The organism is Desulfotruncus arcticus DSM 17038 (assembly GCF_900113335.1).
GTDB classification, from domain to species: domain Bacteria; phylum Bacillota; class Desulfotomaculia; order Desulfotomaculales; family Desulfallaceae; genus Desulfotruncus; species Desulfotruncus arcticus.
Map to the genome: position 1 here is coordinate 98,194 of NZ_FOOX01000007.1, position 25,160 is coordinate 123,353.

Consider the following 25,160-nt stretch of genomic DNA (forward strand, 5'->3'; position numbering starts at 1 on the left):
CCTCTTATATTAGGTCATCAATTTTTTCTACAATGTCTTCTTCCTCAACATCGCCTGCCAGCTTGCCATGAAACTCTCCATCTTTAAAAAAAAGCAGTTGAGGAACACCTTTAAGGGAGAAGCTTTTAAATAAATCCTTTTCCTGCTCAACATCCATAGCATAAAAAGATAGTTTACCTTGATACTTTGCCGCAACTTCTTCCAACCTGGGCACAACTTCTTTACAAACGTGACAATCTTGTCTGGTAAAAGCAACTATGCAGGCCTCATTGTTATCATAAATTGCTTTATTAAAAAGGCCGGCATTAATTTTTTTCAGTACCATTTTTAGACCTCCCTAATTACTAACCGATTGGGTTCTTCCGTAACTCCAACCCGGAAGAACCCTTTTTAAAACATTACATTTACGTCTGATTATAGTTTGATTGATGTTTTGGTATCGTATCTCAGGTTATCGATATTCAAATAAATCTCGAATTCGCCTGACAAACCATCCCTACTCACATAGTATTGAACATCATTTTCTTTTTGTTCTTCAAAAGATACACATGCCGCTGTGATGTCATGAACTTCTGTGGGCACTGAATAGAACTTGGAACCATCCGCGTCTTTCAGTTCCAGGAGCACCTGGGACCCTTCAACAAATGTGCCGCGCAGCGCCAATCTATCTTCTTCAAGCACTAAAGAGACAGCATATATCTCCGGCAGTTCCACCCCGGCATCTTTAAAATTGACTTTTAAACCAAATTCCTGGTTAACTCCAAAACCACCCAACAATTTACCTTTACCCAGTTCCAAGTTGGTACTTTCATCGTATAAGGCAACTCTTCTCGCTCTGTAGTAATTGCCGCCTTTTACATTTAATTCATACTTAACTTCGTTATTTAACAATTCAACAGTAATTGATTCCAAACTTAGATGAATATGCTCATCTTTATGTTTGTTTAACTTCATGGCCCCTAAATCATCGGTATGGTTTCCCCTAAATGTTGAAATGCCGCCGGAGTGTACCATGTAGTGTCCTTCACTATAGTAATCTACGTTGCAGATATATGGAGAATAGAATTCCGCGCCTCTTTCTTTGCCATACTGCCAGATCTGTTCTATTTCCATTTTGTTAGTATCGATTCTGTAAATAACGCCTCTGGAGAAATTCTCATTGGGCGGCACTCTGTTTTCCGTAGTTTTGGATCTATAGGTTCCGTTATCAAATAGGAACACATCACCATTGGGTAAGATTCTTGCGGCATGCTGCTCATACTGCCAGTCAAAATCGCCTTTAGTTACATTTTTGAAGAAATATTTTTGCCACTCTTCTCCCCAGCCTTCAGGGTCGCCAAGAATCCAGTTTAAGTTGCCTGTATCATAGTCGAAATTAATTACCGCATCCTGGTGCCGGCCGGACATGGTGATGGAATTTGTTGCTTTGTCATACCAAACCGAGTTATTATGAAACCAGTCATGGTGATTCCAGTCTCCCGCTTTACCTTGTTCTCTCGGTAATATCTTAAGCAGGTCCCAGGTTTTAACTATTGCCCCGGTTTCTCTGTCAATTTCAACAACATAATCTTCCACGGATTCGTCAAAATCATTATCCGAAGCAGCTAATAAGTTGCCGTTTTCCAATTCTACGGCATCATGGTGATATCCACCCGGCAGCCTGTATTCAACGTAGATTTTGCCGCAAAAGTCCATTTCCATCAGTCCCACAGTATAATATGGCTTTTGCATTGACCGGTAAGAAGTTACTAGAAGTCTTCCGTTAGCTAATTTCTTGATATCCCAGCTTGCTTTTTCAGTCATTGCCCATCTTAAATCACCGGCATAATCAAAACCGCAAGTTCTGGCGGAATCAATTAGAGGGGTAGTAGTTGATATAATCATGATATCTTTATCAAAGTAATCATATGTGGTATGGCAATAGAATGCTTTATTAATATTTAATTCTTCAACTTCAATTTTAACTTCAGCTGTTTTACCATTTCCCAGTGTTAAAACAACGGTATTCTCATAATTATCATATAAGCCATAAATGGGTAATACATGTTCCCTGGCGGCACTAAAAGCATGTTTTAAATCACCTTCTACCGCTTTGCCTTTTACAAGTACTTCTACAGTAGTTTCTTCTTCAGTGTTAAAACAAATGACCGCCGCAAGCGGGTTGATCAAATATGGGTTTTTATATACGTAGGGGTTTTCCAAAGTGTGATTTCCTGCTCTAAATTCGGATAGAAACTTCTCTTCAGATTCATGCTGCAAAGTAATTAGATGTCTTTGAGTTTCTAGATATTCCCTCATATTCTCTCCCCTTTACTATTTTTGGTATTGTTGATTTAATTCTTTATATTAATACCACATAAATTTTTCATATTACACAAATTATTAAAAGCACAAAACAAAAAAGATGTGTTTATGCAAATAACAGCAGAAGCAACTCTGTCTTTGCAGCACCTTTATTCCATTTCTAGCAATCTTTTTGTTAATTCCCCACCCTTCTATTATCTTAACTAATAGCATTTATAATATAACATTATATTTATTAAACCTTTTTAGGACTGTAGTCTATGCTACAAAGCAATTTTTTTTCGCTGCAAATCAGTTATTTGTAGCCGTCATACAAACGGTTTTGAGCATTCTAATGTAATATATATAAAACCAAAGGTGTTTAAAGTTATTAATTAGGTTTCCTACAAATCAAGATACATTTTAGCCAAACATGTAGTTGTATGAGGGGAGACATAGGTATGGGTAACAACGACATGGAAAAAATGCTCATCAGGAAGGCAGGCTCAATAGTACATTATCCCAGGGGGTATTGGTATATGATATTTGCCACAGGTGATACTTCCGAACGGGTATACTTGATTGAAAGCGGGTGGGTTAAGATATACAGGCTCTCAGCTGAAGGAAGAAAAGTTACGGTGGGCAGTATCCGTAACCCGGGAGAAATGATGGGCTTGGCGGAAACAATATTAGGAGTAGATCGGACTTGTTTTGACAATATGGTGAACGTCCCGGCAAACGGTTACTTCGTTCCTTAACATCTTCAAGCAGGAGAAGAGCATCGCAGGGCGATACGGATTATTTACCCTGACAAACTGGTTAAATGGGTAGTATAAAGACCGGTAGCGAATACCGGTTTTTTTTGGCAGCATGCAAAAAGGGAAACCTTGTAATACCTTATCGCGCCTATTCAAAAGCTATCATTTTCAATCTGTTCTTATCTTTTATAATTATTTTTTCATATCTATAATCTAAAATACCCTGCTTCTTGAGTTTAGCAAGGTTATTTGTTACAGTTACACGATGGGAAGCCAGCATATTAGCTATATCCTGATGAGATAATCTTAATACAATAGTGTCCTCGGTCCTTCCTTTTTTTTCTTCAATGCAACAAAAAGTATATAAGATTCTGCACACTTTTTGCAAGTTATTACGAAGACTCATATCTTCAACTTGAACAGCAAGCATTCTTGACTTAATGGCAAGTGTTTTCATTATAAATAAACATATTTCAAAATCATTCTTCATTATATTATAGATAGTATCTTTGCTAAAAAAATACAGCTCTGCATCTTCTACCACTAATCCATCAAACAGACCTGGCTGTCTATGAAATATAAACTGTTCCCCATACAAGCATCCTTCACCAGTAACTAAGAATAACTTTACGATGCCGTCTCTGCCCAAAAAAATACTTTCAATTTTACCTTTTTTTGTTAAATAAAACCCATCTAAACAATCGCCTATTCTAAGTAAATAAGCTCCCTTTTCTACTATACTCTTGTATCCCAAATACAGATATTTATCCCATACACTCGAGGATAGGCCTTCACTACCTAAAATGGTTTCATCAAATAAAAGAGATGTTGTAATATGTTCAATAAGTTCCTTTGTATTTTTATCCATATTATCACCTTTATTCTGGACTAAGCCCAGCATTTATATTGTTAAACAGCACACTTTTGTCGCCCAAATTCGCCAGTACCACCGGCACATTCAACAATGGAGCTTTGCGCGTTGTTTAGCACGGCATGGAACAGATTTGTTACCTATTATAACTCATATTTTTAGGTTTTGAAGACTTTAACGAAGCTAAAACTGTGTAAAAAAATAACCGACAGATTAGAAACAGGATAAGTGGGCTGTCGTGATGCGAAGGCTTTTGCTTTTTGATATAATTAAAAAGATAAAACAAAACCAAGAGTAAGACATGAGCTTGACAGCGTCTATAGTGAAATTACCGAGAACACGTTAACTAATAGTTGTGGCAACTTTGGAGGTTCAGGTAATGTGTGCGAAGAGTAAAAGCATTTATAACGTTTTGACACGCTGGCGGGACTTTCGCTTAAAACTTCTTTTTGAAGGAATTTTAATCGGACTGCTGTCAGGAATACTTGTCGTAATGTTTAGGTTGCTGTTAGAAAAGGCCGAGTTATTGCGGGAAAAACTATATGCCTTGATGCACGTAACCAGCCCGTTGCTTACTGTTATGTGGTTTATAGCCCTGGTTCTTATTTCCTATATTCTTTCATTTATCGTACGAAAGGAGCCAATGGCAGGCGGCAGTGGCATTCCACAGGTAAAAGGTATTCTCATGGGCAAGCTTAAAATGAACTGGCTCAGAGTGATCATTGGCAAATTTATCGGTGGAGTCATGGCCATCGGTGCCGGTCTTTCATTGGGACGCGAGGGACCATCAGTACAACTTGGTGCTGCTGTGGGACAGGGGGTTAGCCGTTTACTAGGCCGGTTACGCATAGAGGAAAAATACCTGATCACCTGTGGGTCCAGTGCCGGGTTAGCTGCTGCTTTCAATGCTCCATTAGCAGGTGCTATATTTGCACTGGAAGAACTGCACAAGAATTTTTCCCCGGTTGTACTTACTTCGGCTGTGGCAGCATCCCTCACGGCTGATTTAGTTACCCAGCAATTTTTTGGTCAAAAGCCTATTTTTGACTTTTCTATTCTACCTACCTTGCCAATAAAATATTATTTCTACCTGATTAGTCTAGGTGTAATAATTGGTATTCTTGGAGTTGTTTTTAATTGGTTTCTGATCAGGACCCTGCAAATTTATAGCAAATTAACCTGGTTACCTGACCAATTAAAACCGGCTATACCACTTCTAGCCGGTGGTATTTTGGGATTTGTCCTACCGGAAGCATTAGGTGGGGGAAACAATCTTATCAATGCCCTTGGTCAGGTGCGCTATAGTCTGCTAATGCTGGTATTATTGTTGGTGGTTAAATTCTTGTTTACAATGGTTAGTTACGGTTCGGGCGTCCCTGGTGGAATTTTTTTACCCATGCTTGTTATCGGGGCATTAGCCGGTGATATTTATGGCAATGTTGTTGTTCAATATTTGCATATGAACCCCCAGTATATCGGCAATTTCGTAGTTTTTGCCATGGCTGCATATTTTACCTCCGTGGTCAAGGCCCCGGTTACGGGTAGTATTTTAATTATGGAAATGACCGGTTCTTTTAGCCACTTATTTGCACTAGTAACTGTTTCTATGACCGCATATATTGTCAGCGATGTACTAAAATCAAAACCGGTTTATGATATCTTATTGGAGCGTTCTCTCAAACGCCGGAAAATGGCGGTTGATTTGCCGGAAGATAGTAATAAGTGTATTTCAGAAATATCAGTATGCGTAGGTTCTACACTTAGTGGAAAAAGGATAAGAGATATTGAATGGCCACCTCATTGTCTGCTGGTGGGTATTAGACGAGGTGAAGCAGAGCTTATTCCCAGAGGTGATACTAGGATTTACTCGGGAGACTGCTTAATCGTATTGTCCGATGACTCCCATGTTATGCAAATAAGAAGTACGTTGTATTTAATAACCGGTAATGTAACTATTTAGCTCTGGGAAGATTAAATTATCATATACGTAGTTGACAGAACTGGGAAATCGGGTTATATTTTAACAAAATGCATATGTTGTTTTACAGGTGCCAACAATTGGTTGGAGAATAGGGAACCGGGTGACATTCCCGGACGGACCCGCCACTGTATTGGGGAGCAATTGTCATTACCACTCCTTTGGGGGGAAGGGACAAAGTTGCAATGAACCTGAGTCAGGAGACCTGCCTGTAAGCATACGTTGTCAGCTTTGCGAATAAGCCGGCAGTAGTGAGGATGATGGTAAAATCCGCACCCATTTGGGTTGCGGATTTTTTGTTTTATTCTATTATGGCACGGTCCATGTTCTATTTCTCCTACCATTATTAAAATTTTGAAAGGAGTGAAATAATGTATTTATCTTTGGAAGAAGTATTATCCGGCATCCGGCCGGTGGAGCAGGCCTGGCGGGTAAAAGCCAGGAAACGGCTGGATGACCTAGCTATTCCGCACAATAGCCTGGGCTATTTGCTGGACTTGGCGGAGCAACTGGTTGCCATAAACGAAAGCATGACGCCATCTGTTGCGAAGAAAATGGTGGTGACCATGGCCGGGGATCATGGCGTTGTAGCTGAAGGTGTAAGCGCATTTCCCCCGGCGGTTACCAGGCAGATGGTAAATAATTTTGTCGCCGGTGGCGCGGCTATCAATGTCCTGGCAGAGGCGGCAGGCGCCGGTGTAACCGTGGTGGATATGGGAGTTGCAGCGGATCTCGGCACTTTGGTGGAGCAAAAAAAGATACTTTCATACAAAGTCGCTTATGGCACGCGGAATATGGCCAAGGGCCCGGCAATGACCCGGGATCAGGCGGTGCAGGGGTTGGAAGCCGGTATCGAAGTCGCCGGCTTACTGGTAAAAAGCGGCATAGAGTTGTTGGGTACAGGAGACATGGGGATCGGCAATACGACGCCCAGCAGTGCAATTCTGGCGGTGTTTTCCGGCCGACCGCCCCGGCAGGTAACCGGCCGGGGCACCGGAATCAATGACAGTGCTTGGGACAACAAAGTGAAGGTTATCGAAGAGGCTATTGCTTTAAATAAACCGGATATCAAAGATGCTTTGGATGTGCTGTCCAAGGTGGGCGGTTTCGAAATTGCCGGGATAGCCGGGTTGGTTCTGGGTGCGGCTTACTATCGCATACCGGTGGTAATAGACGGATTGATATCATCCGCCGGAGCCTTGGTAGCAAAAAACCTGGTGCCCCATGCCGTTGACTATATGATTGCAGCCCATCAATCCATGGAACCGGGACATCAATATATGCTGGAGGAATTGGGCATCAAACCGATTCTGGATTTAAACTTGCGTCTAGGTGAGGGTACCGGTGCGGCTTTGGCCATGCCTATCGTGGAAACAGCTTCCCGGGTTATTTATAAAATGCTGACTTTTACGGATGCGGGGGTTGCGGGACCGGAGAATCCCGGGGGCACGGCTTATGCATGATCCGCAGGATATGAATCCTCAATACCTGGAAGACCTGGCTACAGGCTATTGGTATTCGGAGGTTCTTTTTACCGCTGTGGAGCAGGGATTCTTTACCCGGCTGGAGCCCGGTGGAAAACCCGTGACTGAACTGGCCAGGGAATTAAAATATGATTTTGAAAGTTTAAAACGCTATATTCATGTCCTGTCTACCTTGGGACTGGTCTTTGAAGCCGACGGGTATTGCACCAATACCAAGCTCTCCCGAAAATACCTGATTCAGGGTGCTGAAGCTTATCAGGGCGACTCCATCCTTTGGCGCAAATACTTGGCTGAGCATTGGAAAAGCCTGCAGCAATGCCTGGAAAAAGGCACTCGGGTGCTTCTTCCGCCAGTGGATGAGCCGGAAGAAGTCGTCAAACAACGTTTTCGCCGTTATTGCCGGGCGATGGACTGTATCGTAAAAAATAAAATCGAACAGATATTGCCGGTTTTCTCTCAGCTAAAGCTGCAAGGAGACATGCTGGATGTGGGTTCGGGCCTGGGCGCCTTTTCTACCGGATTTTTACAGCGGTTTCCGGAGCTAAAGACTACGCTGCTGGATATGGCGCAAGTTCTGGAATACGCGGCGGAAACCCATGCCGGCCGGGTCTATGCAGATCGCATTCAATACCGGCCCACCAATATATTGGAGCCCTGGGAACTACAAAAAAAGCAATTCAGCCTGATTATTCTATCCAATATCGTTCATGCTTTCGCTGAGGCGGAAACCGGGCATGTGCTTTCTGAAGCGGCTGCTTACCTGGCGGAGGATGGACTGCTGCTCGTTCATGATTTTTTCATGGAGCATGACCCGGACAAGGCGGCTTTGTCGGATCTAAATATGCTGGTGAACACTTATAACGGCAAGGTCTATACGGCTGCCTGGGTGCGGCGGCAGCTGAGGGATGCGGGCTTTACAGCAACGGAGTGGATTCCTTTAAAATCAGATACAGCTGTTTTGGTGGCGGCAAAGCAGCCGGAAAAACTGGCGGATTTATGCATTAGTGCTATGCAGCAATTGTCGGTACAGATACAGAACTTGGGCTTTCAAGTGGTTAAGCCGGTTGAGGTGGATGCAATCCACGTACCGGAGTGGGTGGGGCTCAAATGTGAATTTGGCTGTGACGGTTTCAATCTTCCCCACTGCCCCCCCAATTGCATCAAACCGGAAAAAACACGGGCGCTGCTGAAGGATTATACCAAGTGCCTGCTGCTGCAAGGCGTGCCGCCAACCCGTGATTTTCAAAGAATGGTGCTGCAAGCGGAGCATACAGCCTTTAAAGCGGGCTATTATAAAGCATTTTCCCTTTGGGCCGGTCCCTGCAGTATTTGCCCGGAATGCGGCGGCAAAGGGAATTGCCGGAACCATAAAAATGCGCGGCCTTCCATGGAAGCCTCCGGCATTGATGTTTTTGAAACTATTCGCAGAGCCGGGCTTTCCCTGGCAACACTACCGGAAAAAGATGATTATGTAAAATATTTCGCCATATTGTTATTGGAGTGACGCAAGTGAAAATATTATTGGTCCAGACGCCATCCGTTGAAAGTAAAACTTCCGAGCGCGTATATCCCATCGGCATTGTAACCCTGGGCACCCATCTCATCCGTGCGGGGCACCAGGTGGTATTGTTGGACATGAACCTGGAGGCCGATGCCTACGGGGCTTTAAAGGATAAGCTGCTGACGGAGCAACCGGACGCCGTGGGATTGTCTTTAAGAAATATTGATCCTTTGGCTAATAAGACCAGCTCGCTGATACCGCCTTTTGCCATTACCACGCGCCTGGTGCACGTGGTTTTACCCAATGCCTCCATTGTGGCGGGTGGAACCGGTTTTTCGCTGTTTCCCCGGCGCATTATGGAGGAACTGCCGGAAATCCGGTATGGCATAAAGGGGGAAGCGGAATATAGTTTTCCCAAGCTGTTAAAGGATTTTGAACAACCGGGTGAGCTTGCGGGCTTATGTTACCGGAAAAATGGTCAAGTAATGATTAATCCGGCAGTCCTGGATTTTACCTTTGAAGACTATCTGGTACCCGACAGGGACTTGCTGCCCCCGGACTTGTACCGGGATATCAATGACTATGTGCCGGCTTTTGGCCTGGAAACCAAGCGAGGCTGTCCCTTAAACTGTGCTTACTGTGTTTACCCCGGGCTTCAGGGTAAGATCATGCGCTGCCGCAAGCCCGCGGAAGTGGTAGACGAGATGGAAATGCTTCAAGCCAGGTACGGCCTGCGGGATTTTCATTTCAATGATCCCGTGGTCAATTTGCCCGTTGGTCATCTGGAGGAAATCTGTGAAGAAATCCTGAGGAGGAAATTACAGGTTACCTGGACCGGTTTTTTTCGGGAGAATGTGCTGGATTTGGAGAAGGTGAAGCTCTATGAAAAATCCGGCTGCAGTTGTTTTTCCTTCTCACCGGACGGCTTTTGCCAAGCCTCACTGGAGGTGCTGCGGAAGAACCTGAAGGTATCCGATATCATCAAGGCCGCGGAGCTGACGGCACAAACCGGGGTGATCGTCATCTATCATTTTATGACTAATGTGCCGGGTGAAAATACCGGGACGATTGAACAGGCGAAATCATTGATTGACCAATTGTATGAGATTCATACACCGAAGAGAAATCTGGGTGCCATTGTGTTGAATAATATCAGGATTATGCCGGGAACGCCCATTGAAGCCATTGCCAGAAGCGATGGAGAGATTGATGCGGATACGGACCTGCTGTACCCAGTTTATTATAACCCTAAAAAGCATGAAACATTAAGGTATGCATTGGAGACCTATCATATGACGAAGAATGTTTTTATGTGGCAAAAGGTGGAGGTTTAAGATGAAGGTTTTTCTGTTGGAGCATCCCCGGCAAATTGCGCCGGACAGATGCAATGACATTGCCAATACTCCTTTGGCTTCCAGTTTGATTACAGGCTGTATCGCCGGCCTGCTGAACAGCATGGGGCACGGCATCAGAATTGCGGAAGGATTTTTAGACAAGCTGACCTACGAGGATATTTATCAGCAGGTCACTACCTTTGCCCCGCCGGTGCTGGGTGTCCATTTAATCTATAACTGGGAAAACAACCGGCAATTGTTTTCTTTTCTCAAACAGCTGAAGTCAGAGGGCTTGGTAAGGAAAATTGTGGGCTATGGCTATTATCCCACCTTTGCTTATCAGGAAATTTTTAAGTTGTGCCCTGAATTTGACGGGCTGATAATCGGCGAGCCGGAACAAACCTTTGCCGAATGGTTGGAAACCGGGGTACCGGTACCGGGTATGGCGTGGGTGGATGCAGCCGGGCAGGTACAAATGCGGTGCCGTGAAGTAAACCGTAATCTGGATGCGCTGCCGGATCCCATCCGCTCCGAGGCGATGATGCGCATGGGAGAAGTTAATATTGAAGGCAGCCGGGGTTGCTACGGGAGCTGCACCTTTTGCTATATCAACCCCTATTACGGAGCGGGTTCCTGCTGGCGGGCCAAGAGCCCGGAGCGGGTGATGCAGGAAATCGACCGGCTCATTGCCCGGCATGGACCCATGAAATTCTATTTTACGGATCCCAATTTCTTTGGCCCCGGCAAGCAGGGGCAGGAGCGTGCCTTGAAACTGGCGGCTATGCTCAAACAGAGGAAAATCCGCTTTGGCATTGAAGCCCGGGTTAACGATATTCACCGGGATACCATTGCCGCTCTTGTGGATGCCGGCCTGGAAGATTTGCTGATCGGCCTGGAAAGCGGTCGTGATGATTCCCTGCAGCGGCTGAATAAAATGACTACGGTGGAGCAGAACGAAAAAGCCTTGAGCATTCTACGCGTCAACGGCATTGAGCCCAATATTGGGTTTATTATGTTCGAGCCGGATTCCACCCTGGCGGATATTCGTACTAATTTTGAATTTCTCAAGCGCAATGCTTTGCTGAACAATATCTTTATCACAGCCAATGTACTGTACCATCCACAGATTATCCTCCAGGGCACCAAGGCCTACCGGGATTTGCAGCAGGAGGGACGGCTCACCCTGAAAGGCAGCACCTATGAAGGCATGACGGCTTTCAGGGTTCCGGAAGTGGCGTGCCTGGCAGAAATAATCGGACAGATAACTAATTACTTTTTCGTCAGCATGGATGAGGTCTGGCAGGGCAAGCTTCAGGAGCCCTTGAATGCAGTAAGCCTTTATGCAGCTGTCAATCAGCTGTTGGTCAACTGTTTTGAGGAAAACTTAAGCCGGCTGGAAGGGGGAGAATCCATTGATGAAGCGGCGGCGCAAGTGCTTATTGATGAAGTCAAAATGAAAATCAAGTCGGTTTTTGATCAATTTCCTAAAACGCCGGGAAGCAAATGCGGATTGTCTTTTAATCAAGACAAAGGCTGTAAGTAAAATCATATAAATATTGATGATTGAGCTATAGGAGGGAAAATATGTCACTTTTAAAGGATGCGCAAAAAGGAATTACAGCAGAGCAGATAGAAGCCGCTGCAGCCGCTGAAGGGGTTGCCGCGGAAGTAATCAGGCAAGGAGTGGCCGACGGCACTATCGTGGTTCCCTGCAACCCTGCTCACAAAGGACTAAAGCCTATGGCCATCGGTAAGGGTCTCCGGACAAAAGTAAGTGCCAGCATCGGGCTGGACAGCAAGGAGAGCACTGTGGCTTATGAACTGGAAAAGCTGCAGACGGCTCTGGCCGCGGGAACTCATGCGATCATGGATCTCAGCGTTACCGGAGATATGGATGGGGCTCGCAGGGCTATTTTGTCGGCATCGCCGGTGCCTGTAGGTACCTTACCTCTGTATCAGACGATCGCCGAAGCCGGCCGGAAATACGGCTCGGCATTGAAAATGACGCCGGAGCAGATGCTTGAGGTCATCGAACGTCAAGCAGCTGATGGCGTAGATTTTATGGCGCTGCATTGCGCAACTACCTTTGAAACCATAGAGCGCGCCAAAAACGAAGGGCGTATAGACCCTTTGGTCAGCTATGGCGGTTCGCATATCATTGGCTGGATGGTCCATCATAAAAGGGAAAATCCCCTCTATGAGAACTATGACCGCATTCTGGAGATTGCGAAGAAATATAGTGTGACCCTTAGCCTGGCGGACGGCATGCGCCCGGGCTGTCTGGCGGATTCACTGGATGGAGCCCAGGTGCAGGAGCTGATCATGCTGGGTGAACTGGTGGACCGGGCCCGCCAAGCCGGTGTGCAGATTATGATCAAAGGGCCCGGCCATATGCCGCTCAATCATATCAAGAATACCATGACCTTGCAGAAAAGCCTTTGCCAGGGAGCCCCCTACTTTGTTTTCGGTCCTTTATTGACTGACCTGGCTGTCGGCTATGATCACATCAATGCAGCCATCGGCGGGGCTATCAGCAGTTGGTATGGCGCGGAATTCCTGTGTTATGTTACGCCTGCCGAGCATATTGGTAATCCCGATGTTGTACAGGTGCGCCAGGGCGTCATTGCCGCCCGTATTGCCGCGCAAGCAGGGGATTTGGCCAAGGGCTTGCCGGAGGCAGTCCGGTGGGATCTGGATATGTCCAATGCCCGCAGGGATTTGAAATGGACGGAACAAATCAAACTGGCCATTGATCCCGAACATGCCGAATATATCCGGAAAACCAGAAATGAGGGCGAGATTTCCACCTGTGCCATGTGCGGTAAATTCTGTGCCATGAAAATTATCGCCGAGCACATGCATATTGAAAAACACTCCTGTTAATGTTTTGGAAAAAGGAAGGGTGATAATATGACACAAGTATTAAAGGCCCGTGCCGGAAAAATAACGGAAGAAATGGAAGCCGTTGCGTTATATGAACAAGTCGATGTGGAATTTGTCAGAAGCGGGGTGGCGGAGGGTCGCATAGTCATTCCCAGGAATATTAACCGCAAGCCCTTTAGATATTGCGGTATCGGGGAAGGTATGCGGGTTAAGGTCAACGCCCTGATCGGCACCTCCAGCAACCGTGACGATATGGCTATGGAAGCCAGAAAATTGCAAGCCGCACAGGATGCCGGCTGTGACACCTTCATGGATCTGAGTACCGGCTCCGGTATTGATGCCATGCGCAGGCAAACCTTGGACATGGCCGGTGTAGCCGTAGGTTGTACCACCATTTATCAGGCGGGACAGGATGCCATTGAGAAATATGGCAGCGTGGTGGAAATGCGTACCAAGGATATTCTGGATAATATCGAAAAACAGGCAGCAGAAGGTATGGATTTTATGGCGATCCACAGTGCCTTCAATAATTATGTGTTGAAGGTGATGCAAAAAACAGGTCGTGTAACCTGGGTAGTCAGCCGCGGCGGTGCCTTCATCACCGGCTGGATGCTGCACAACAAAAAGGAAAATCCCCTGTTTGAGCATTATGATCGTATTCTGGAGATTTTAAAAGCCTATGACGTCACCCTGAGCCTGGGCGATGCCATTCGTCCCGGTGCGACGGCAGACTCCCTGGATGGCGCTCAGATACAGGGACTGCTGGTGCAGGGCGATCTGACCAAACGTGCTCAGGCCGCCGGCGTTCAGGTTATGGTAGAAGGCCCGGGACATGTGCCCCTTAATCATGTAGAAGCTACTATGAAGCTGCAAAAAAGACTATGCAATAACGCACCGTATTTTATCCTGGGCACACTGGCGACGGATGTTGCCCCGGGCTACGACAACATAACCGGGGCCATTGGAGGTGCCTTCGCCGGTGCCTGCGGCGCGGACTTCCTCTGCTACCTGACACCGGCGGAGCATTTGGGACTGCCTTTGGAGGAAGATGTGCGCACCGGCGTCATCACCACCAAAATGGCGGCACAAATTGCCGATGTAGCCAGAGGTCACAAGCAGGCCATTGCCAGAGAAAATGAAATGGCCCGCGCCCGTGTAACCATGGATATTGACCGGCAGATCAAAGCGGCTCTGGCGCCGGATAAATTGATTGCCGCCAAGGAAAAGGGCTGCGGGCAGCACCTGTGCGCGGTCTGCGTTGAAGGCTGCGCTGTTCAGGAAGCTGCCAGATATTTCGGTATCGCGTAGTCAGCTGGACAAAGTGATGGCGCCAACCTGGTTAACCGGATATAAGTATAACGGAGTAAAAGGCTTATCCTTTTTGGGACTGGATAAGCCTTTTCAGTATAGTATAGAAATGTTAGAAAAACCTGTAAAACCAATAGATCCCTAAAGCTGCGGCTATTGGTGTCAATCCGGGTAAAATTAGAGACTTGTAACAACGCATAAAATTTGCTTTAAAATAATCTATTGTTAATATAAGGCAGAGATGTATTGGTGAAATCATTACGCCTACCGTGCCGGCTACATATGCAAGCATGGCATAACCGGCAGAAGGTTCAACAATAGATACCAATAGTGGGAAAGAGATACCGGCACATGCTTGAACCATACCGGTTAACATACCGGTTATTAATGGCAAAACAATTAATAATACCAAAACCGGTACTTTTAAAACAGCTATCGAATTGCTAACTTGAACAACAGCTCCTGATAATTCAAGGACATCTTTAAAAGCCATAATACCCCAGGTGAGAAGAACAATTCTTATTGTTAAAGGCTCTATTAATGTTTGCCAAATTCGAAGTAAAGGATAGCGCTTCTGTAGTATCAGGCAGCATAAAACTAAAATTAACGCCCAGAGGATGGGTATAAAAAGTGCAAGTATAACAGTAGCCCACAATGGCCAGGTATTATTTATAAATACTTTTAAAAACGCCCTGATTTCTTTGTCGGAATTAGTGTTTGTATTGTGGTTGTGGTTCTCACAGTTCTTCGCCGAAAGAACGGTTTCCTGCCGGCGTTCGTGGTAATTATGTTTAAAAACCAACCAGTAACCCAAGAGAGCCCATAGCATAGAAACAGGCCACAAACCAAGGAACATAGTACCTATGGGAATACCGGCTATATGGGATGCTAAAATCAACCCGGGATATAACGGAAGAGAGAATTCCCAAATATGCCTAAACCAGTAATTGATAAAAACTTTATCCTCCGCTTTATATAAAGTATTGGCAGTTGCTTGTGCCACTAATGGCGCAGTAAATCTGGCTCCCCCCGCAGAAGGAAGAAATCCAACAATTGCCGGAATGATAGCTACCTGGATGCCATGGTTCAAAGGGAGATGCGATAATGAATTGGTCATTGTTTCAAGCATGCCGGTGTGTCGCATGATGGATTCCAATATCATAATTAAAACTAATATAAATATTAGTGATAGCGTGTCGGCATCTATAAATGTTAACCCAAACTGTTTAATCAACAGCAATATATTTAGGCCAAAAATGATGCCTAACATACCCGTTGATATCATCATGGTTGTTCCAATACTAAGATTCTTACGTAGCATAAGGATCATTAAAATGAATACAAAAAGTAGTTTCACTAAAGGCCACACAATTTTCACCTTATTTCCTTGATCGTTTATTTAAGTTCTAAAATTTGCCGGGTTTTTAATAAACCGATATTTACCTGTGTAAAATAGAAACTTTTCACCCCCCTAATTAATTAATCACTGATAATTGCACATCCTAGCGCTTAAAAGTTGAAAAAAAATTTTGCTACCTATGAAGGATATTTGCAAATTTTTAGAGAATAAGAATTTTTAGAGAATAAGAAATTAAGAAATCCCACAATTTTTATGAAATTGCTAACAACCAGTAGGTAAAATCTTTTTAGAAGGTAGCTTCGCTTGGTTGACTTTTTGTTTTTTATTATGCATAATTGTATACAAAAATACAAGTATATTTTAATTCAGAATTTAAGCATACAAAAAAGTTAACAATAGTAAAAAAATTTTAGGGGGAGCTATTTTGCCTCAAGGAAATCGCGGTCTTTTACCGGTTCGCAATAGAACATTATTAACGGAACAAGTATACTTATCCCTGAAATCTGCAATCATCGACGGTACTTTTCCTACGGGAGAAAGATTAAAAGAAGAAGAACTGGCTAAAAAGATGGGAGTCAGTAGAACGCCTGTTAGAGAGGCTATTAATCAGCTTAAACAGGAAGGGCTGGTTACATCGCTGGTTGGTGGCGGGGTTAAAGTAACAGAAATTTCAATCGAAGAGATTAATGATATTTTCGATGTCAGGGATCTGCTGGAAACCCATGCGGCGATAAAAGCTGTGGACAACATTAGTGACGAACAATTAAAAAAATTAGAGGAAATAGTATTTATGAGTAGAGTTGCTCAGCAAAAAGGGTTAATAGAAAAGATTATTGAGTTAAATACAGATTTTCATAATGAAATAGTCATTGCCAGCGGCAACAAAAAAATTTATGAGATTATATGCAGCATGCGCGATTATTTACAAGCCTACCGCAGGGTTAGCCTACGCCACGCACAAGAACCGGAAGCATCTCTATCGGGGCATGAACAGATATACGAGGCGATAAAACTGCGTGATAAAGAAAAAGCTTGCAACTGCATGAAAGAGCATCTCATGGTAGCACGACGGTTAATGCTGGAAAAAGTTCAATTGTAATGATGTGAAGACGTTGATTTTCCCAACTTGGAGAATGGCACAATATAATATAAAAAGGTTGGCAGGTGATGTTATTGATAAATATGACGATTTTATGATAAACAGTCCGGTTTTTTGGTCGTATTATTGTATACAAAAATACGAGCATTCAGGTATGCGATTAATTGAACAGCAGCGGAGGACGATGAAGCCAATTTATTTTTATTGATCTCAGAAAAAAGCCGTTTTTTTGAAGTTTGGGAATCTTTTTAAAAGGGATAATGAAGCAAAAAGCTTCTTTAACCAAAAATAAAACATCTTAGGGGAGGTAGGTTAATTAATGGGCAAAAGACTTATGGTAGTACTGGTTTCCTTGCTGGCCCTTGTTTTAGCGGCGGGATGCGGCAAAACTACCGGCAACGAAAGCGAGCAAGTAAATTATCCGGAGAAACCAATTAATTTCGTGGTGCCCTGGAGCGCCGGCGGGGGCAGTGACCGGATGGCGCGCATGGTGGCAGATGTTATTCAGTCCGAGAAAATTTTACCCCAGCCTTTGGTTGTAGTAAACAAACCGGGCGGTAGTGCTGCTGTTGGCATGAACGAAGTAGCTACGAAGAAAGGCGACCCTTACACCATTATAGGCATTGTATCGGCTCAGATTAGCAACCCGCTTACTACCGGTGCTGAAGTAAAAGCTTCAACTTTTAAACCTATTGCCGCACTGGCTCTGGACGAGTACATGCTTTTTACCAAAGCTGATTCTGATCTGCAGAGTTTAAATGATGTTGTTGAATACGCCAAAGCCAATCCCGGCAAATTGACCGTGGGTGGTACGGGAACCGGAGCAGAAGACCAGATTTGTTTGGGACTGCTGCAAAAATCCGCCGGGATTAAAACAGAATATGTTCCTTTTGATAGCGGCGGCGAAGTAATGAGTTCTCTCTTGGGCGGACATATCCAGTTGGCCTGGGCCAACCCTTCGGAAGCAGCTTCTCAGCTCAAAGCAGGTATGGTTAAAGCGATAGGCATCATGGCTCCTGAACGCATCAGTGCTTACCCTGATGTACCTACTTTTAAAGAACAGGGAGTCGACGCGGAGTTTCGTCAAATCCGCGGTATCTCGGGAACTCCTGATATGCCGGATTACGCTGTAAAAGCACTGGCCGATGCAATGAAAAAAGTTTCAGAATCCGAGCGCTGGCAAACAGAATATATTGAGAAAAACGGCTTAACTTCCCAGTACATGGGGCCTGATGAGTTTGCGCAGGCTATCAACGATGCCGAGCAGGAGTACAAGGAAGTCCTTACCGATCTGGGACAAATTAAGTAAAAAAAGCTTTATATAAATCCTTCTGTTTTAAACCGCCTATGTCTAGGAGGGTGCTCTTAAATATCGTGTTCCCTCCTTGACACAGTTGCTGGAGGTGAAAATCAAGTATGTCGGGTGACAGAATTGCATCGCTTGTTGGCATTCCCGTTGGTCTCTACTGGGCTGCGATGGGATTTGTATATGGCTTTTGGAAAGATTTTGGCCCTGGAAGCGGCTTTATACCAGTAATCTTTGGTTTGCTTACTACTGTCTTGTGTTTAATCTTGTTCAGGCAATCTTTGCTCAAAAAAGATGGCGAAGGTTTCGACAGCAAAGAGCTGCGCACCGTTGGCTTGGTTATGGTAACAGTGGCGGCAGCCTTAATAGCCCTTAACATTCTTGGCACCATATTAACATTAACTGTCCTAATAATTGCCTGGCTCAGGGTTTTAGAACGTTATTCCTGGTTTTCAGCAGCTAAAGTTAGTGTAGGGACTGTTATTATTGCTTACTTGGTATTTGTGCAATGGCTCCGGGTGCCGCTACCCACAGGCTTACTAGGTTTTTAACGAAAGGTTGGATATTATATGGACATTTTTGGCCACTTAATGCAGGGTTTTAGCCAGGCATTATTACCTTTCAATATTTTGATGGCCTTTTTGGGAGGCGCCATGGGCGTCATGGTAGGTGCTTTGCCCGGGCTGGGCTCTGTAGCCGGGGTGGCGCTGCTGCTGCCGCTTACTTTTAAAATGGATCCTACGGCAGCAATCATTATGCTTGCCGGTATTTATTACGGTAACATGTTTGGTGGGTCCATCAGCGCTATTCTAATTAATATTCCTGGGGATTCGCCTTGCGTAATGACTGCTCTGGATGGAAACCAGTTAGCGAAAAAAGGTAGAGCGGGACATGCGTTATTCATGTCTTTTACCGCTTCATTTTTAGGAGGTTTACTGGGTATAATCACCCTTACCGTGGTTGGTCCCGCGCTGGCTAATCTTGGTCTGAAATTCGGACCGGCCGAGTTTACCGCCTTAATTATAATGGCTCTGACCAGCATTGGCTGGCTTCTTGGTGACAACCCCATAAAAGGTGTGATTTCCGCTACCATGGGACTGCTGATTGCCACGATCGGAACAGACTTAATTGATGGGGCGCCCCGGTTTACTTTCGGTCGGCTAATTTGGCCTCCGGAGTCCCGTTTATTCCAATGGTTATCGGGTTGTTTGGTCTTTCCCAGGTAATGATGATGATTGCCAAGCCAAATGAATTCCCTATTGAAAAAGCTCCTAAAGTGTCTTTGTTCAGCAGTATCCCTCCTGTTGGTGAATACTTGCGTGGCCTTTGGACTGCCATCCGCAGTGGTATATTAGGTTTTTATATCGGCCTGCTGCCCGGTTCGGGCGCAACCACAGCGGCATTTTTATCTTATATAGCGGAGAAGCGGCTAAACAGGCACCCCGAGAGACTTGGTAAAGGCGCTCTTGAAGGGGTGGCAGCCTCTGAAGCAGCCAATAACGCCGCCAGCATTGGTTCTTTCGCGCCATTGCTATCTCTAGGCATACCCGGTTCCGGTACGTCGGCTTTGCTGCTCGGCGGCTTGATGATGTTTGGTTTAATGCCGGGGCCACTGCTGTTTACTGAAGCGCCTGAATTCGTCTGGGGTCTTATAGCCAGTATGTATGTTGGTAATTTACTTGTTGCTCTAACCTGTATTTTAGCCATACCGTTGTTTGCATATATTTTAAAAGTGCCTCGCGCCGCTATGGCGCCGGTGATTGTAACTATCTGCATACTTGGCTCCTATAGTGTTAACAACAATATATTTGACCTTTGGGTAATGCTGTTTTTCGGCTTTATCGGGTATTTTATGAACCGTTTTCAATTTCCCATTCCGGCTTTAATTTTGTCGGTAGTGCTTGGACCGCGATTAATGACATCGATGCGTCAGGCTTTTATGATTTCCCATGGTAAGATTAGTATCTTTTTTACCAGTTCAATATCGCTCACCCTGATTCTTATTACGGTGGCGTTAATAGCGTATCCAACTGTAAGAGCCATGATCAAAAAGAGAAAAGCCGCAGCGATCGATTAGAATTTACTTGTTTCTATTTCTAATTGTCATTAAATAGTTGATTGGATAAATGATATTGGACATTGCAGAAGGAGAGGAAAAGGCAGTATGTTAATTAATAAAGAAACATGCAAAAACTGCGGTATCTGCGTAAATAGGTGCCCTGTCGGAGCAATTAAAAAAGACGCCGATAAAAAGGTCTACATTGAATTTGATGAGTGCGTTGAATGCGGAGTTTGTTTGCGTTGGAGAGTGTGCTCCACTGACTCCATTTACCAACAAGAACTGACCTGGCCGCGTACCATTCGCAGTATTATGAGTGACGTGTTAACAATCGCTGAAGAATCACAAATATCCGGTCGTGGTACGGAAGAAATGAAAACCAATGAAGTGACCGGGCGCTTCAAGCGTGGCTGGGTCGGTTTAGCCATGGAATTGGGTCGTCCCGGAGTTGCCACCAGGATGTATGACGTAGAAAAGGTAGCTATGGCGGTAGCTAAAGAAGACGTTGTGTTTGAAAAAGAAAACCCTGTTACAAGTATGATGTCCGATCCTAAGACGGGCAAGTTTAAGGAAGAACTGCTCAATGAGCGGGTATTGTCTGCCATCGTCGAGTTTGCTGTCCCCCTGGAAAAGGTGTCGATGATTATCAAACGATTGGAAGAAGTCGCCCCCACACTGGATACAGTATTTAGTTTGGATATTTGCTCCAAGGTTGAACCGGACGGAACAATTCCACACGTCAGGTTAGTAGAAGACCTGGGGCTTTGGATTTCGCCCAATGCAAAAACTAATGTAGGCCTGGGAAGGCCGCTGGCAAAGGAGGACTAAACTGATGACACACACATTGCACAGAATGGGCAACAGGGAAAGTCTGCGTGGTGACTGGGTATTTCTATGCATGCCAAGTAAGGACATTAATCACGAAGGTTCAGGACCTAAATTAAGAAGATTCTTGGAAATATGTTTGGAAAACGGCTGTGTTACTCTCGGTGATTGCCGCAAAGGAAACGCTTACCATCAGGGAAGTATGGAAAATATGTTGGCTAACGTGGAAGACCGGGCGGTAGTGACAGCTACTTTTAACAATAAGGATGCAGTTGTCAAAATGTTGAAAGCATTGAAGGATGAAGATCTGGGGCTTTCCATTGTGGTATCCGGGCTTGCGGATGAAGTGGCGGAGTGCTGTTCAAAAACCGGTTTAAAGCCCCATACTGTTGAGCATTCTTTGGGCCGGTGGGGTAAACAAGAAAAACTTCCTCCCAAAGAATATATGGAAATAGCCACCATGTGCGGACATGCCATGGTTTCCGTTAATTTTATACAAGAGATGATCGATAAAGTTAAAAGAGGCAAATTAACTCCTGAAAAAGCCGCTGAGGAACTTTTCAAACCATGTATGTGCGGGATCTTTAATACCGATCGTGCCGCCAAGCTAATAGCTGAAATTGTTAACAGTGAAAGTAATTAAAATGATAACTGGCGTGTAAGCATTATCATGGCCAATACTTCAGCTTTAGCGACTTGCAAGCACATGGTATTTATGCGTGTCGGGTAACTAAAAAAGAGGTGACCGGAATATGGCCCTTTTTATTGAAACGTTAATAGTTTCTTTAATTGGTGGATTTACTTTTAACTTTCTAAAGATTCCTTTACCGTGGCTGCTTGGGCCTTTGGTTTTTATTATGCTTTGGAAGTCGACAACAAAAAGGGCTTTATTTTGGCCGGTTTGGCTGCGTAATATCGGGTTGGTTGTTCTTGGTTTGACCATTGGAATTTCATTTACTGTGGAGACAGGATGGCAAATTCTGAAACAGCTTCCATCAATCGTGCTGGCCACAGTTTTTACCTTGTCATTTAGCTTGTTGGTTGGCTATTTTACTAGCCGTAAGACAGGTTTAACCCTTGCTACCAGTATTATGGGAAGCATACCGGGTGGCCTTCCCCAGATGGTTGCTCTTAGCGAAGAGATTAAGGATACAGATGTTACGGTCATTACTTTCATGCAAACAGTTAGGATTATGTCGGTCATTTTTATTGTGCCGTTTATTGTTATCCATGGATTGGCAAAGGATATTAGTCCAACAACCGGAGTCGGCAGCATAGCTGAGAGTGTTGGTTTATTATTAACCGGTATTTCGTGGCATACCTTATTATTTTTATCATTGATATTGATGGCTGTGTGGTTTTCGCTGCGTGTAAATCTACCTACTCCATACCTGATTGGTCCGATTCTGGGGTCTATTATTCTTGTTTTGGCCGGCTACCAGGTACCAACAGTACCGACGATGTTTGTCGTTGCCTCCCAGATATGTATAGGCTCATATATGGGCTTGACTACAAATATAAGAACTCTTGCGCATATGAGAAAAGTATTGTTATACGTTCTTGGTGGAAATCTGGCCATTGTTTTGTTTTCCTTTTCCATAGGCTATATTCTTACCTGTTTGTACCCCTTGAACTTAATTGATGCGTTTTTAGGCACGGCGCCCGGGGGCATAGCGGAAATGGGGATAACAGCACTGTAGGTCCATGCGGATATTTCGTTAATCACAGCTTATCAGATGTTCCGTTTGTTATTAATACTATTCTTAGTGCCCGTAGTACTGAAAAAATGGTTTGGCAGTGTTCCAAGAATTGTAAAGGGCAGTGATATTAACCCAAATTAGGTAGCCCTACAAAAAAAATTATAAGGAGATGTACTATTAGTGAATAAGAAAAATATTGGTGACTTTAATCGTATGGTCGAAGCCGGAGAAAAAATTGTTTATTTAACTGCCTATGACTATCTAACAGCAAAAATGCAGGAAAAAGCCGGAGTGGACATGATCCTTGTAGGAGACTCGCTTGGCATGGTATCCCTTGGCTACGACACCACTTTCCCCGTTACTTTGGATGATATGGTTCGCCATTGCCAGGCAGTACGACGGGGAGCCCCAAATACATTTATTATTGGAGATATGCCGTACATGTCTTATCAGGTATCCGATGAACAGGCTGTGGAAAGTGCCGGTAGATTAGTAAAAGAGGCTTTAGTTGATGCGGTTAAACTGGAAGGTGGCGGTCGGCGTATGCAAAGTCGGATAAAAGCTATCAATGAGGCAGGTATTCTAGTGATGGGCCACATTGGACTGACTCCGCAGTTTATGGGGCAGATCGGTGGCTATAAGGCGCAGGGGAAAAGCGCCAAAGCCGCTATGCAACTGATTGAACAGGCCAGACTTATTGAAGAAGCCGGTGCATTTTCCATCCTGGTAGAGGGCGTTCCGTCAGCGGTGGGACAGGCCATTACGGAAAGGGCCAACATTCCCATACTGGGTATCGGCGCTGGCCCCTATACTCACGGGCAACTGCTTATTTACGCTGACATGGTGGGTCTATATGATAACTTTACTCCCAAATTCGTTAAAAAGTATGCCAATGTCGGTCAGGTTCTGGTAAATGCTTTTGAAGAATATGCCCGGGAAGTGCGCGAAAATAAATTCCCCGTGGAGGCGGAACATACCTATAAGATGAGTGAAGAAGAGATTAAGGAACTGCAAAACCTGCTGCAAGAAGTATAATAGGTCTATAGCCCAAACGATACTTCTCCATATTTAAAACTTGAATGCAGTATGGGAGCCATTTTGGTGGCTCCCATACTGCATTTAAACCGGCAGCGCTTTCCCAGGAATATTGTGTGAGCTTCTTATTTTAACAGTTGACTGGCGATTACTATACGCTGAATTTGATTAGTACCTTCGTAAATCTGTGTGATTTTGGCATCTCGCATAAGCTTTTCCATAGGGTATTCCTTCATGTAGCCATAACCGCCGAATACCTGTAATGCATCGATTGTTACTTTCATTGCCGTGTCGCTGGCCTTACATTTTGCCGCTGCGCTGAGCATTGTATCAGGTTCCCCTTTTTCTATTTTAGCAGCTGCTTGCCATACAAGTGCTCTCGATGACATTATCTCCATCGCCATATCAGCTAGCATGAATTGGATTGCCTGCTGATCGGCAATGGGTTTACCAAATTGGATGCGCTCCTTGGCGTAATTCTTAGCTTCGTCCAGTGCGCGCCGGGCAACACCTACTGCACCAGCGGCGATGGTGGGTCGGGTAATATCCAATGTTTTCATAGCAATTTTAAAGCCTTCTCCTTCTCTACCCAATAAATTGTCAAGCGGCACTCTTACGTTTTCTAATATTACCTCTCCTATATGGGAAGCTCGGTCTCCCATTTTGTCTTCCTTTTTACCCATAGTCAATCCAGGAGTATCTCCTGGTACTAAAAATGCAGATAAACCTTTTATCCCCTTGCTGCGATCAGTGCTAGCAAAAACTGTGTAGAGGTTCGCGATACCACCGTGGGTAATGAAGCACTTTGTTCCATTAAGAATGTAGCCATTACTATCTTTTTTTGCAGTAGTTGAGACATTACTTGCATCAGAACCGGCATTTGGCTCGGTTAAGGCAAATGCAGCTAATTTTGGTTTCTCGCTAAATGGTTCAAGAAACTTTTTTTTCTGCTGGTCGGTACCGGCTATAAGCAAGGGTGTTAGTGCCAGACTGTTCCCTGCGAATGAGCCAAATATTCCCAAGCACCCGTATGCTAATTCTTCGTATATGAGTATTTCTGAAACTTGGTCTAAACCGGGTCCACCATACTCCTCCGGGATATTCAGGTTCCAAAGTCCAATTTCAAAGGCCTTTTTAATTATTGGCCAGGGCATTTCTGCTTTGGTATCATATTCTGCTGCAACTGGTATAATTTCGTTTTTAGTGAATTTACATGCTAATTCCATAATTTGTTTTTGTTCTTGACTGATTTCAAAGGAAATCATTAGTTAAAAACCTCCCTTAACAAAAATTTTGCTTGCTAGTACTAAACCTAACTTGGAGTAATAATTCGCAATATTTGTGCCTAAGATTTAAAATTTTGAGATTTTAAATGT

Annotated in this window: 20 protein-coding genes, 1 pseudogene and 1 riboswitch; of the genes and pseudogenes, 16 read left to right on the plus strand and 5 right to left on the minus strand. The window is 44.5% G+C overall.

Annotated features, from left to right (window positions below; translation table 11 throughout):
- Window positions 1–4 precede the first annotated feature (4 nt).
- Together BM056_RS10845 and BM056_RS10850 are read right to left on the minus strand one after the other, a co-directional pair.
- A complete protein-coding gene (locus BM056_RS10845) occupies window positions 5–325 on the minus strand; it encodes a thioredoxin family protein (RefSeq protein ID WP_092471430.1) in 321 nt (106 codons plus the stop codon).
- Window positions 326–414: 89 nt separating this feature from the next.
- Window positions 415–2,298: an aryl-sulfate sulfotransferase gene (locus BM056_RS10850; protein WP_092471431.1), complete on the minus strand. Its 1,884-nt coding sequence runs from the start codon at window positions 2,296–2,298 to the stop codon at window positions 415–417.
- A 446-nt stretch (window positions 2,299–2,744) separates the two neighbouring features.
- Here BM056_RS10850 and BM056_RS10855 point away from each other — a divergent pair, with 446 nt between their 5' ends.
- Complete coding sequence (locus BM056_RS10855; protein WP_238456417.1) at window positions 2,745–3,041, plus strand: Crp/Fnr family transcriptional regulator; 297 nt, start codon at window positions 2,745–2,747, stop codon at window positions 3,039–3,041.
- A gap of 148 nt (window positions 3,042–3,189) precedes the next feature.
- Here BM056_RS10855 and BM056_RS10860 read toward each other — a convergent pair whose 3' ends face one another.
- Complete coding sequence (locus BM056_RS10860; RefSeq protein WP_092471433.1) at window positions 3,190–3,942, minus strand: Crp/Fnr family transcriptional regulator; 753 nt, start codon at window positions 3,940–3,942, stop codon at window positions 3,190–3,192.
- 349 nt (window positions 3,943–4,291) lie between these two features.
- Here BM056_RS10860 and BM056_RS10865 point away from each other — a divergent pair, with 349 nt between their 5' ends.
- The 7 genes from BM056_RS10865 to bzaB all read left to right on the plus strand — a co-directional run bounded on the left by BM056_RS10865 (window position 4,292) and on the right by bzaB (window position 14,400).
- Window positions 4,292–5,872: a ClC family H(+)/Cl(-) exchange transporter gene (locus BM056_RS10865; RefSeq protein WP_092471434.1), complete on the plus strand. Its 1,581-nt coding sequence runs from the start codon at window positions 4,292–4,294 to the stop codon at window positions 5,870–5,872.
- A gap of 69 nt (window positions 5,873–5,941) precedes the next feature.
- Window positions 5,942–6,117, plus strand: a riboswitch (cobalamin riboswitch).
- Between the two features lie 144 nt (window positions 6,118–6,261).
- Window positions 6,262–7,353 carry a nicotinate-nucleotide--dimethylbenzimidazole phosphoribosyltransferase gene (gene cobT / locus BM056_RS10870; protein ID WP_092471435.1) on the plus strand — a complete coding sequence of 364 codons (1,092 nt, stop codon included), beginning with the start codon at window positions 6,262–6,264 and terminating at the stop codon, window positions 7,351–7,353.
- Entirely contained in the window at window positions 7,346–8,878 is a 1,533-nt protein-coding gene (locus BM056_RS10875; protein WP_092471436.1) for a DUF2284 domain-containing protein, read from the plus strand. Before cobT ends, BM056_RS10875 begins: the two co-directional genes overlap by 8 nt.
- Before the next feature lie 5 nt (window positions 8,879–8,883).
- The gene (bzaD, locus tag BM056_RS10880; RefSeq protein WP_092471437.1) at window positions 8,884–10,209 is read left to right on the plus strand and encodes a B12 lower ligand biosynthesis radical SAM protein BzaD; all 1,326 of its coding nucleotides are present in this window, start codon (window positions 8,884–8,886) and stop codon (window positions 10,207–10,209) included.
- Between the two features lies 1 nt (window position 10,210).
- Window positions 10,211–11,752 carry a B12-binding domain-containing radical SAM protein gene (locus BM056_RS10885; RefSeq protein WP_092471438.1) on the plus strand — a complete coding sequence of 514 codons (1,542 nt, stop codon included), beginning with the start codon at window positions 10,211–10,213 and terminating at the stop codon, window positions 11,750–11,752.
- Between the two features lie 41 nt (window positions 11,753–11,793).
- Window positions 11,794–13,092, plus strand: coding sequence for a phosphomethylpyrimidine synthase ThiC (gene thiC / locus BM056_RS10890; protein WP_092471439.1), 1,299 nt, complete (start codon window positions 11,794–11,796; stop codon window positions 13,090–13,092).
- A gap of 27 nt (window positions 13,093–13,119) precedes the next feature.
- A complete protein-coding gene (bzaB, locus tag BM056_RS10895) occupies window positions 13,120–14,400 on the plus strand; it encodes a B12 lower ligand biosynthesis ThiC-like protein BzaB (protein ID WP_092471440.1) in 1,281 nt (426 codons plus the stop codon).
- A 112-nt stretch (window positions 14,401–14,512) separates the two neighbouring features.
- On the opposite strand, the gene BM056_RS10900 is transcribed toward bzaB, so the two are convergent.
- The gene (locus BM056_RS10900; RefSeq protein WP_238456418.1) at window positions 14,513–15,778 is read right to left on the minus strand and encodes a DUF401 family protein; all 1,266 of its coding nucleotides are present in this window, start codon (window positions 15,776–15,778) and stop codon (window positions 14,513–14,515) included.
- A 406-nt stretch (window positions 15,779–16,184) separates the two neighbouring features.
- Here BM056_RS10900 and BM056_RS10905 point away from each other — a divergent pair, with 406 nt between their 5' ends.
- From BM056_RS10905 to panB, 8 genes and pseudogenes are all read left to right on the plus strand, one after another.
- A complete protein-coding gene (locus BM056_RS10905; protein ID WP_092471442.1) occupies window positions 16,185–16,859 on the plus strand; it encodes a GntR family transcriptional regulator in 675 nt (224 codons plus the stop codon).
- 319 nt (window positions 16,860–17,178) lie between these two features.
- Window positions 17,179–18,168 carry a tripartite tricarboxylate transporter substrate binding protein gene (locus BM056_RS10910; protein ID WP_092471443.1) on the plus strand — a complete coding sequence of 330 codons (990 nt, stop codon included), beginning with the start codon at window positions 17,179–17,181 and terminating at the stop codon, window positions 18,166–18,168.
- Window positions 18,169–18,275: 107 nt separating this feature from the next.
- Entirely contained in the window at window positions 18,276–18,716 is a 441-nt protein-coding gene (locus tag BM056_RS10915) for a tripartite tricarboxylate transporter TctB family protein (RefSeq protein WP_092471444.1), read from the plus strand.
- 111 nt (window positions 18,717–18,827) lie between these two features.
- Window positions 18,828–20,242: pseudogene (locus BM056_RS10920) on the plus strand (tripartite tricarboxylate transporter permease).
- 87 nt (window positions 20,243–20,329) lie between these two features.
- Window positions 20,330–21,052 (plus strand): DUF362 domain-containing protein, encoded by a 723-nt coding sequence (locus BM056_RS10925; protein WP_092471445.1) that lies wholly within the window; start codon window positions 20,330–20,332, stop codon window positions 21,050–21,052.
- 4 nt (window positions 21,053–21,056) lie between these two features.
- Window positions 21,057–21,692: a hypothetical protein gene (locus tag BM056_RS10930; RefSeq protein ID WP_092471446.1), complete on the plus strand. Its 636-nt coding sequence runs from the start codon at window positions 21,057–21,059 to the stop codon at window positions 21,690–21,692.
- 109 nt (window positions 21,693–21,801) lie between these two features.
- The gene (locus BM056_RS10935; protein ID WP_092471447.1) at window positions 21,802–22,749 is read left to right on the plus strand and encodes an AbrB family transcriptional regulator; all 948 of its coding nucleotides are present in this window, start codon (window positions 21,802–21,804) and stop codon (window positions 22,747–22,749) included.
- 180 nt (window positions 22,750–22,929) lie between these two features.
- Complete coding sequence (gene panB, locus BM056_RS10940; protein WP_092471448.1) at window positions 22,930–23,784, plus strand: 3-methyl-2-oxobutanoate hydroxymethyltransferase; 855 nt, start codon at window positions 22,930–22,932, stop codon at window positions 23,782–23,784.
- A 125-nt stretch (window positions 23,785–23,909) separates the two neighbouring features.
- Here panB and BM056_RS10945 read toward each other — a convergent pair whose 3' ends face one another.
- On the minus strand, window positions 23,910–25,049 hold the full coding sequence (locus BM056_RS10945; RefSeq protein ID WP_092471449.1) for an acyl-CoA dehydrogenase family protein: 1,140 nt from the start codon (window positions 25,047–25,049) through the stop codon (window positions 23,910–23,912).
- Between the last annotated feature and the right edge of the window lie 111 nt (window positions 25,050–25,160).

Bases quoted from the DNA above. Each gene is read 5' to 3' on its own strand.
- BM056_RS10875 (WP_092471436.1), top strand. From the start codon at position 7,346: ATGCATGATCCGCAGGATATGAATCCTCAATACCTGGAAGACCTGGCT.
- BM056_RS10865 (WP_092471434.1), top strand. From the start codon at position 4,292: ATGTGTGCGAAGAGTAAAAGCATTTATAACGTTTTGACACGCTGGCGG.
- BM056_RS10860 (WP_092471433.1), bottom strand. From the start codon at position 3,942: ATGCTGGGCTTAGTCCAGAATAAAGGTGATAATATGGATAAAAATACA.
- thiC (WP_092471439.1), top strand. From the start codon at position 11,794: ATGTCACTTTTAAAGGATGCGCAAAAAGGAATTACAGCAGAGCAGATA.
- cobT (WP_092471435.1), top strand. From the start codon at position 6,262: ATGTATTTATCTTTGGAAGAAGTATTATCCGGCATCCGGCCGGTGGAG.
- BM056_RS10915 (WP_092471444.1), top strand. From the start codon at position 18,276: ATGTCGGGTGACAGAATTGCATCGCTTGTTGGCATTCCCGTTGGTCTC.
- BM056_RS10945 (WP_092471449.1), bottom strand. From the start codon at position 25,049: ATGATTTCCTTTGAAATCAGTCAAGAACAAAAACAAATTATGGAATTA.
- BM056_RS10910 (WP_092471443.1), top strand. From the start codon at position 17,179: ATGGGCAAAAGACTTATGGTAGTACTGGTTTCCTTGCTGGCCCTTGTT.
- bzaB (WP_092471440.1), top strand. From the start codon at position 13,120: ATGACACAAGTATTAAAGGCCCGTGCCGGAAAAATAACGGAAGAAATG.
- BM056_RS10925 (WP_092471445.1), top strand. From the start codon at position 20,330: ATGTTAATTAATAAAGAAACATGCAAAAACTGCGGTATCTGCGTAAAT.
- BM056_RS10845 (WP_092471430.1), bottom strand. From the start codon at position 325: ATGGTACTGAAAAAAATTAATGCCGGCCTTTTTAATAAAGCAATTTAT.
- BM056_RS10850 (WP_092471431.1), bottom strand. From the start codon at position 2,298: ATGAGGGAATATCTAGAAACTCAAAGACATCTAATTACTTTGCAGCAT.
- BM056_RS10885 (WP_092471438.1), top strand. From the start codon at position 10,211: ATGAAGGTTTTTCTGTTGGAGCATCCCCGGCAAATTGCGCCGGACAGA.
- BM056_RS10930 (WP_092471446.1), top strand. From the start codon at position 21,057: ATGACACACACATTGCACAGAATGGGCAACAGGGAAAGTCTGCGTGGT.
- BM056_RS10855 (WP_238456417.1), top strand. From the start codon at position 2,745: ATGGGTAACAACGACATGGAAAAAATGCTCATCAGGAAGGCAGGCTCA.
- BM056_RS10935 (WP_092471447.1), top strand. From the start codon at position 21,802: ATGGCCCTTTTTATTGAAACGTTAATAGTTTCTTTAATTGGTGGATTT.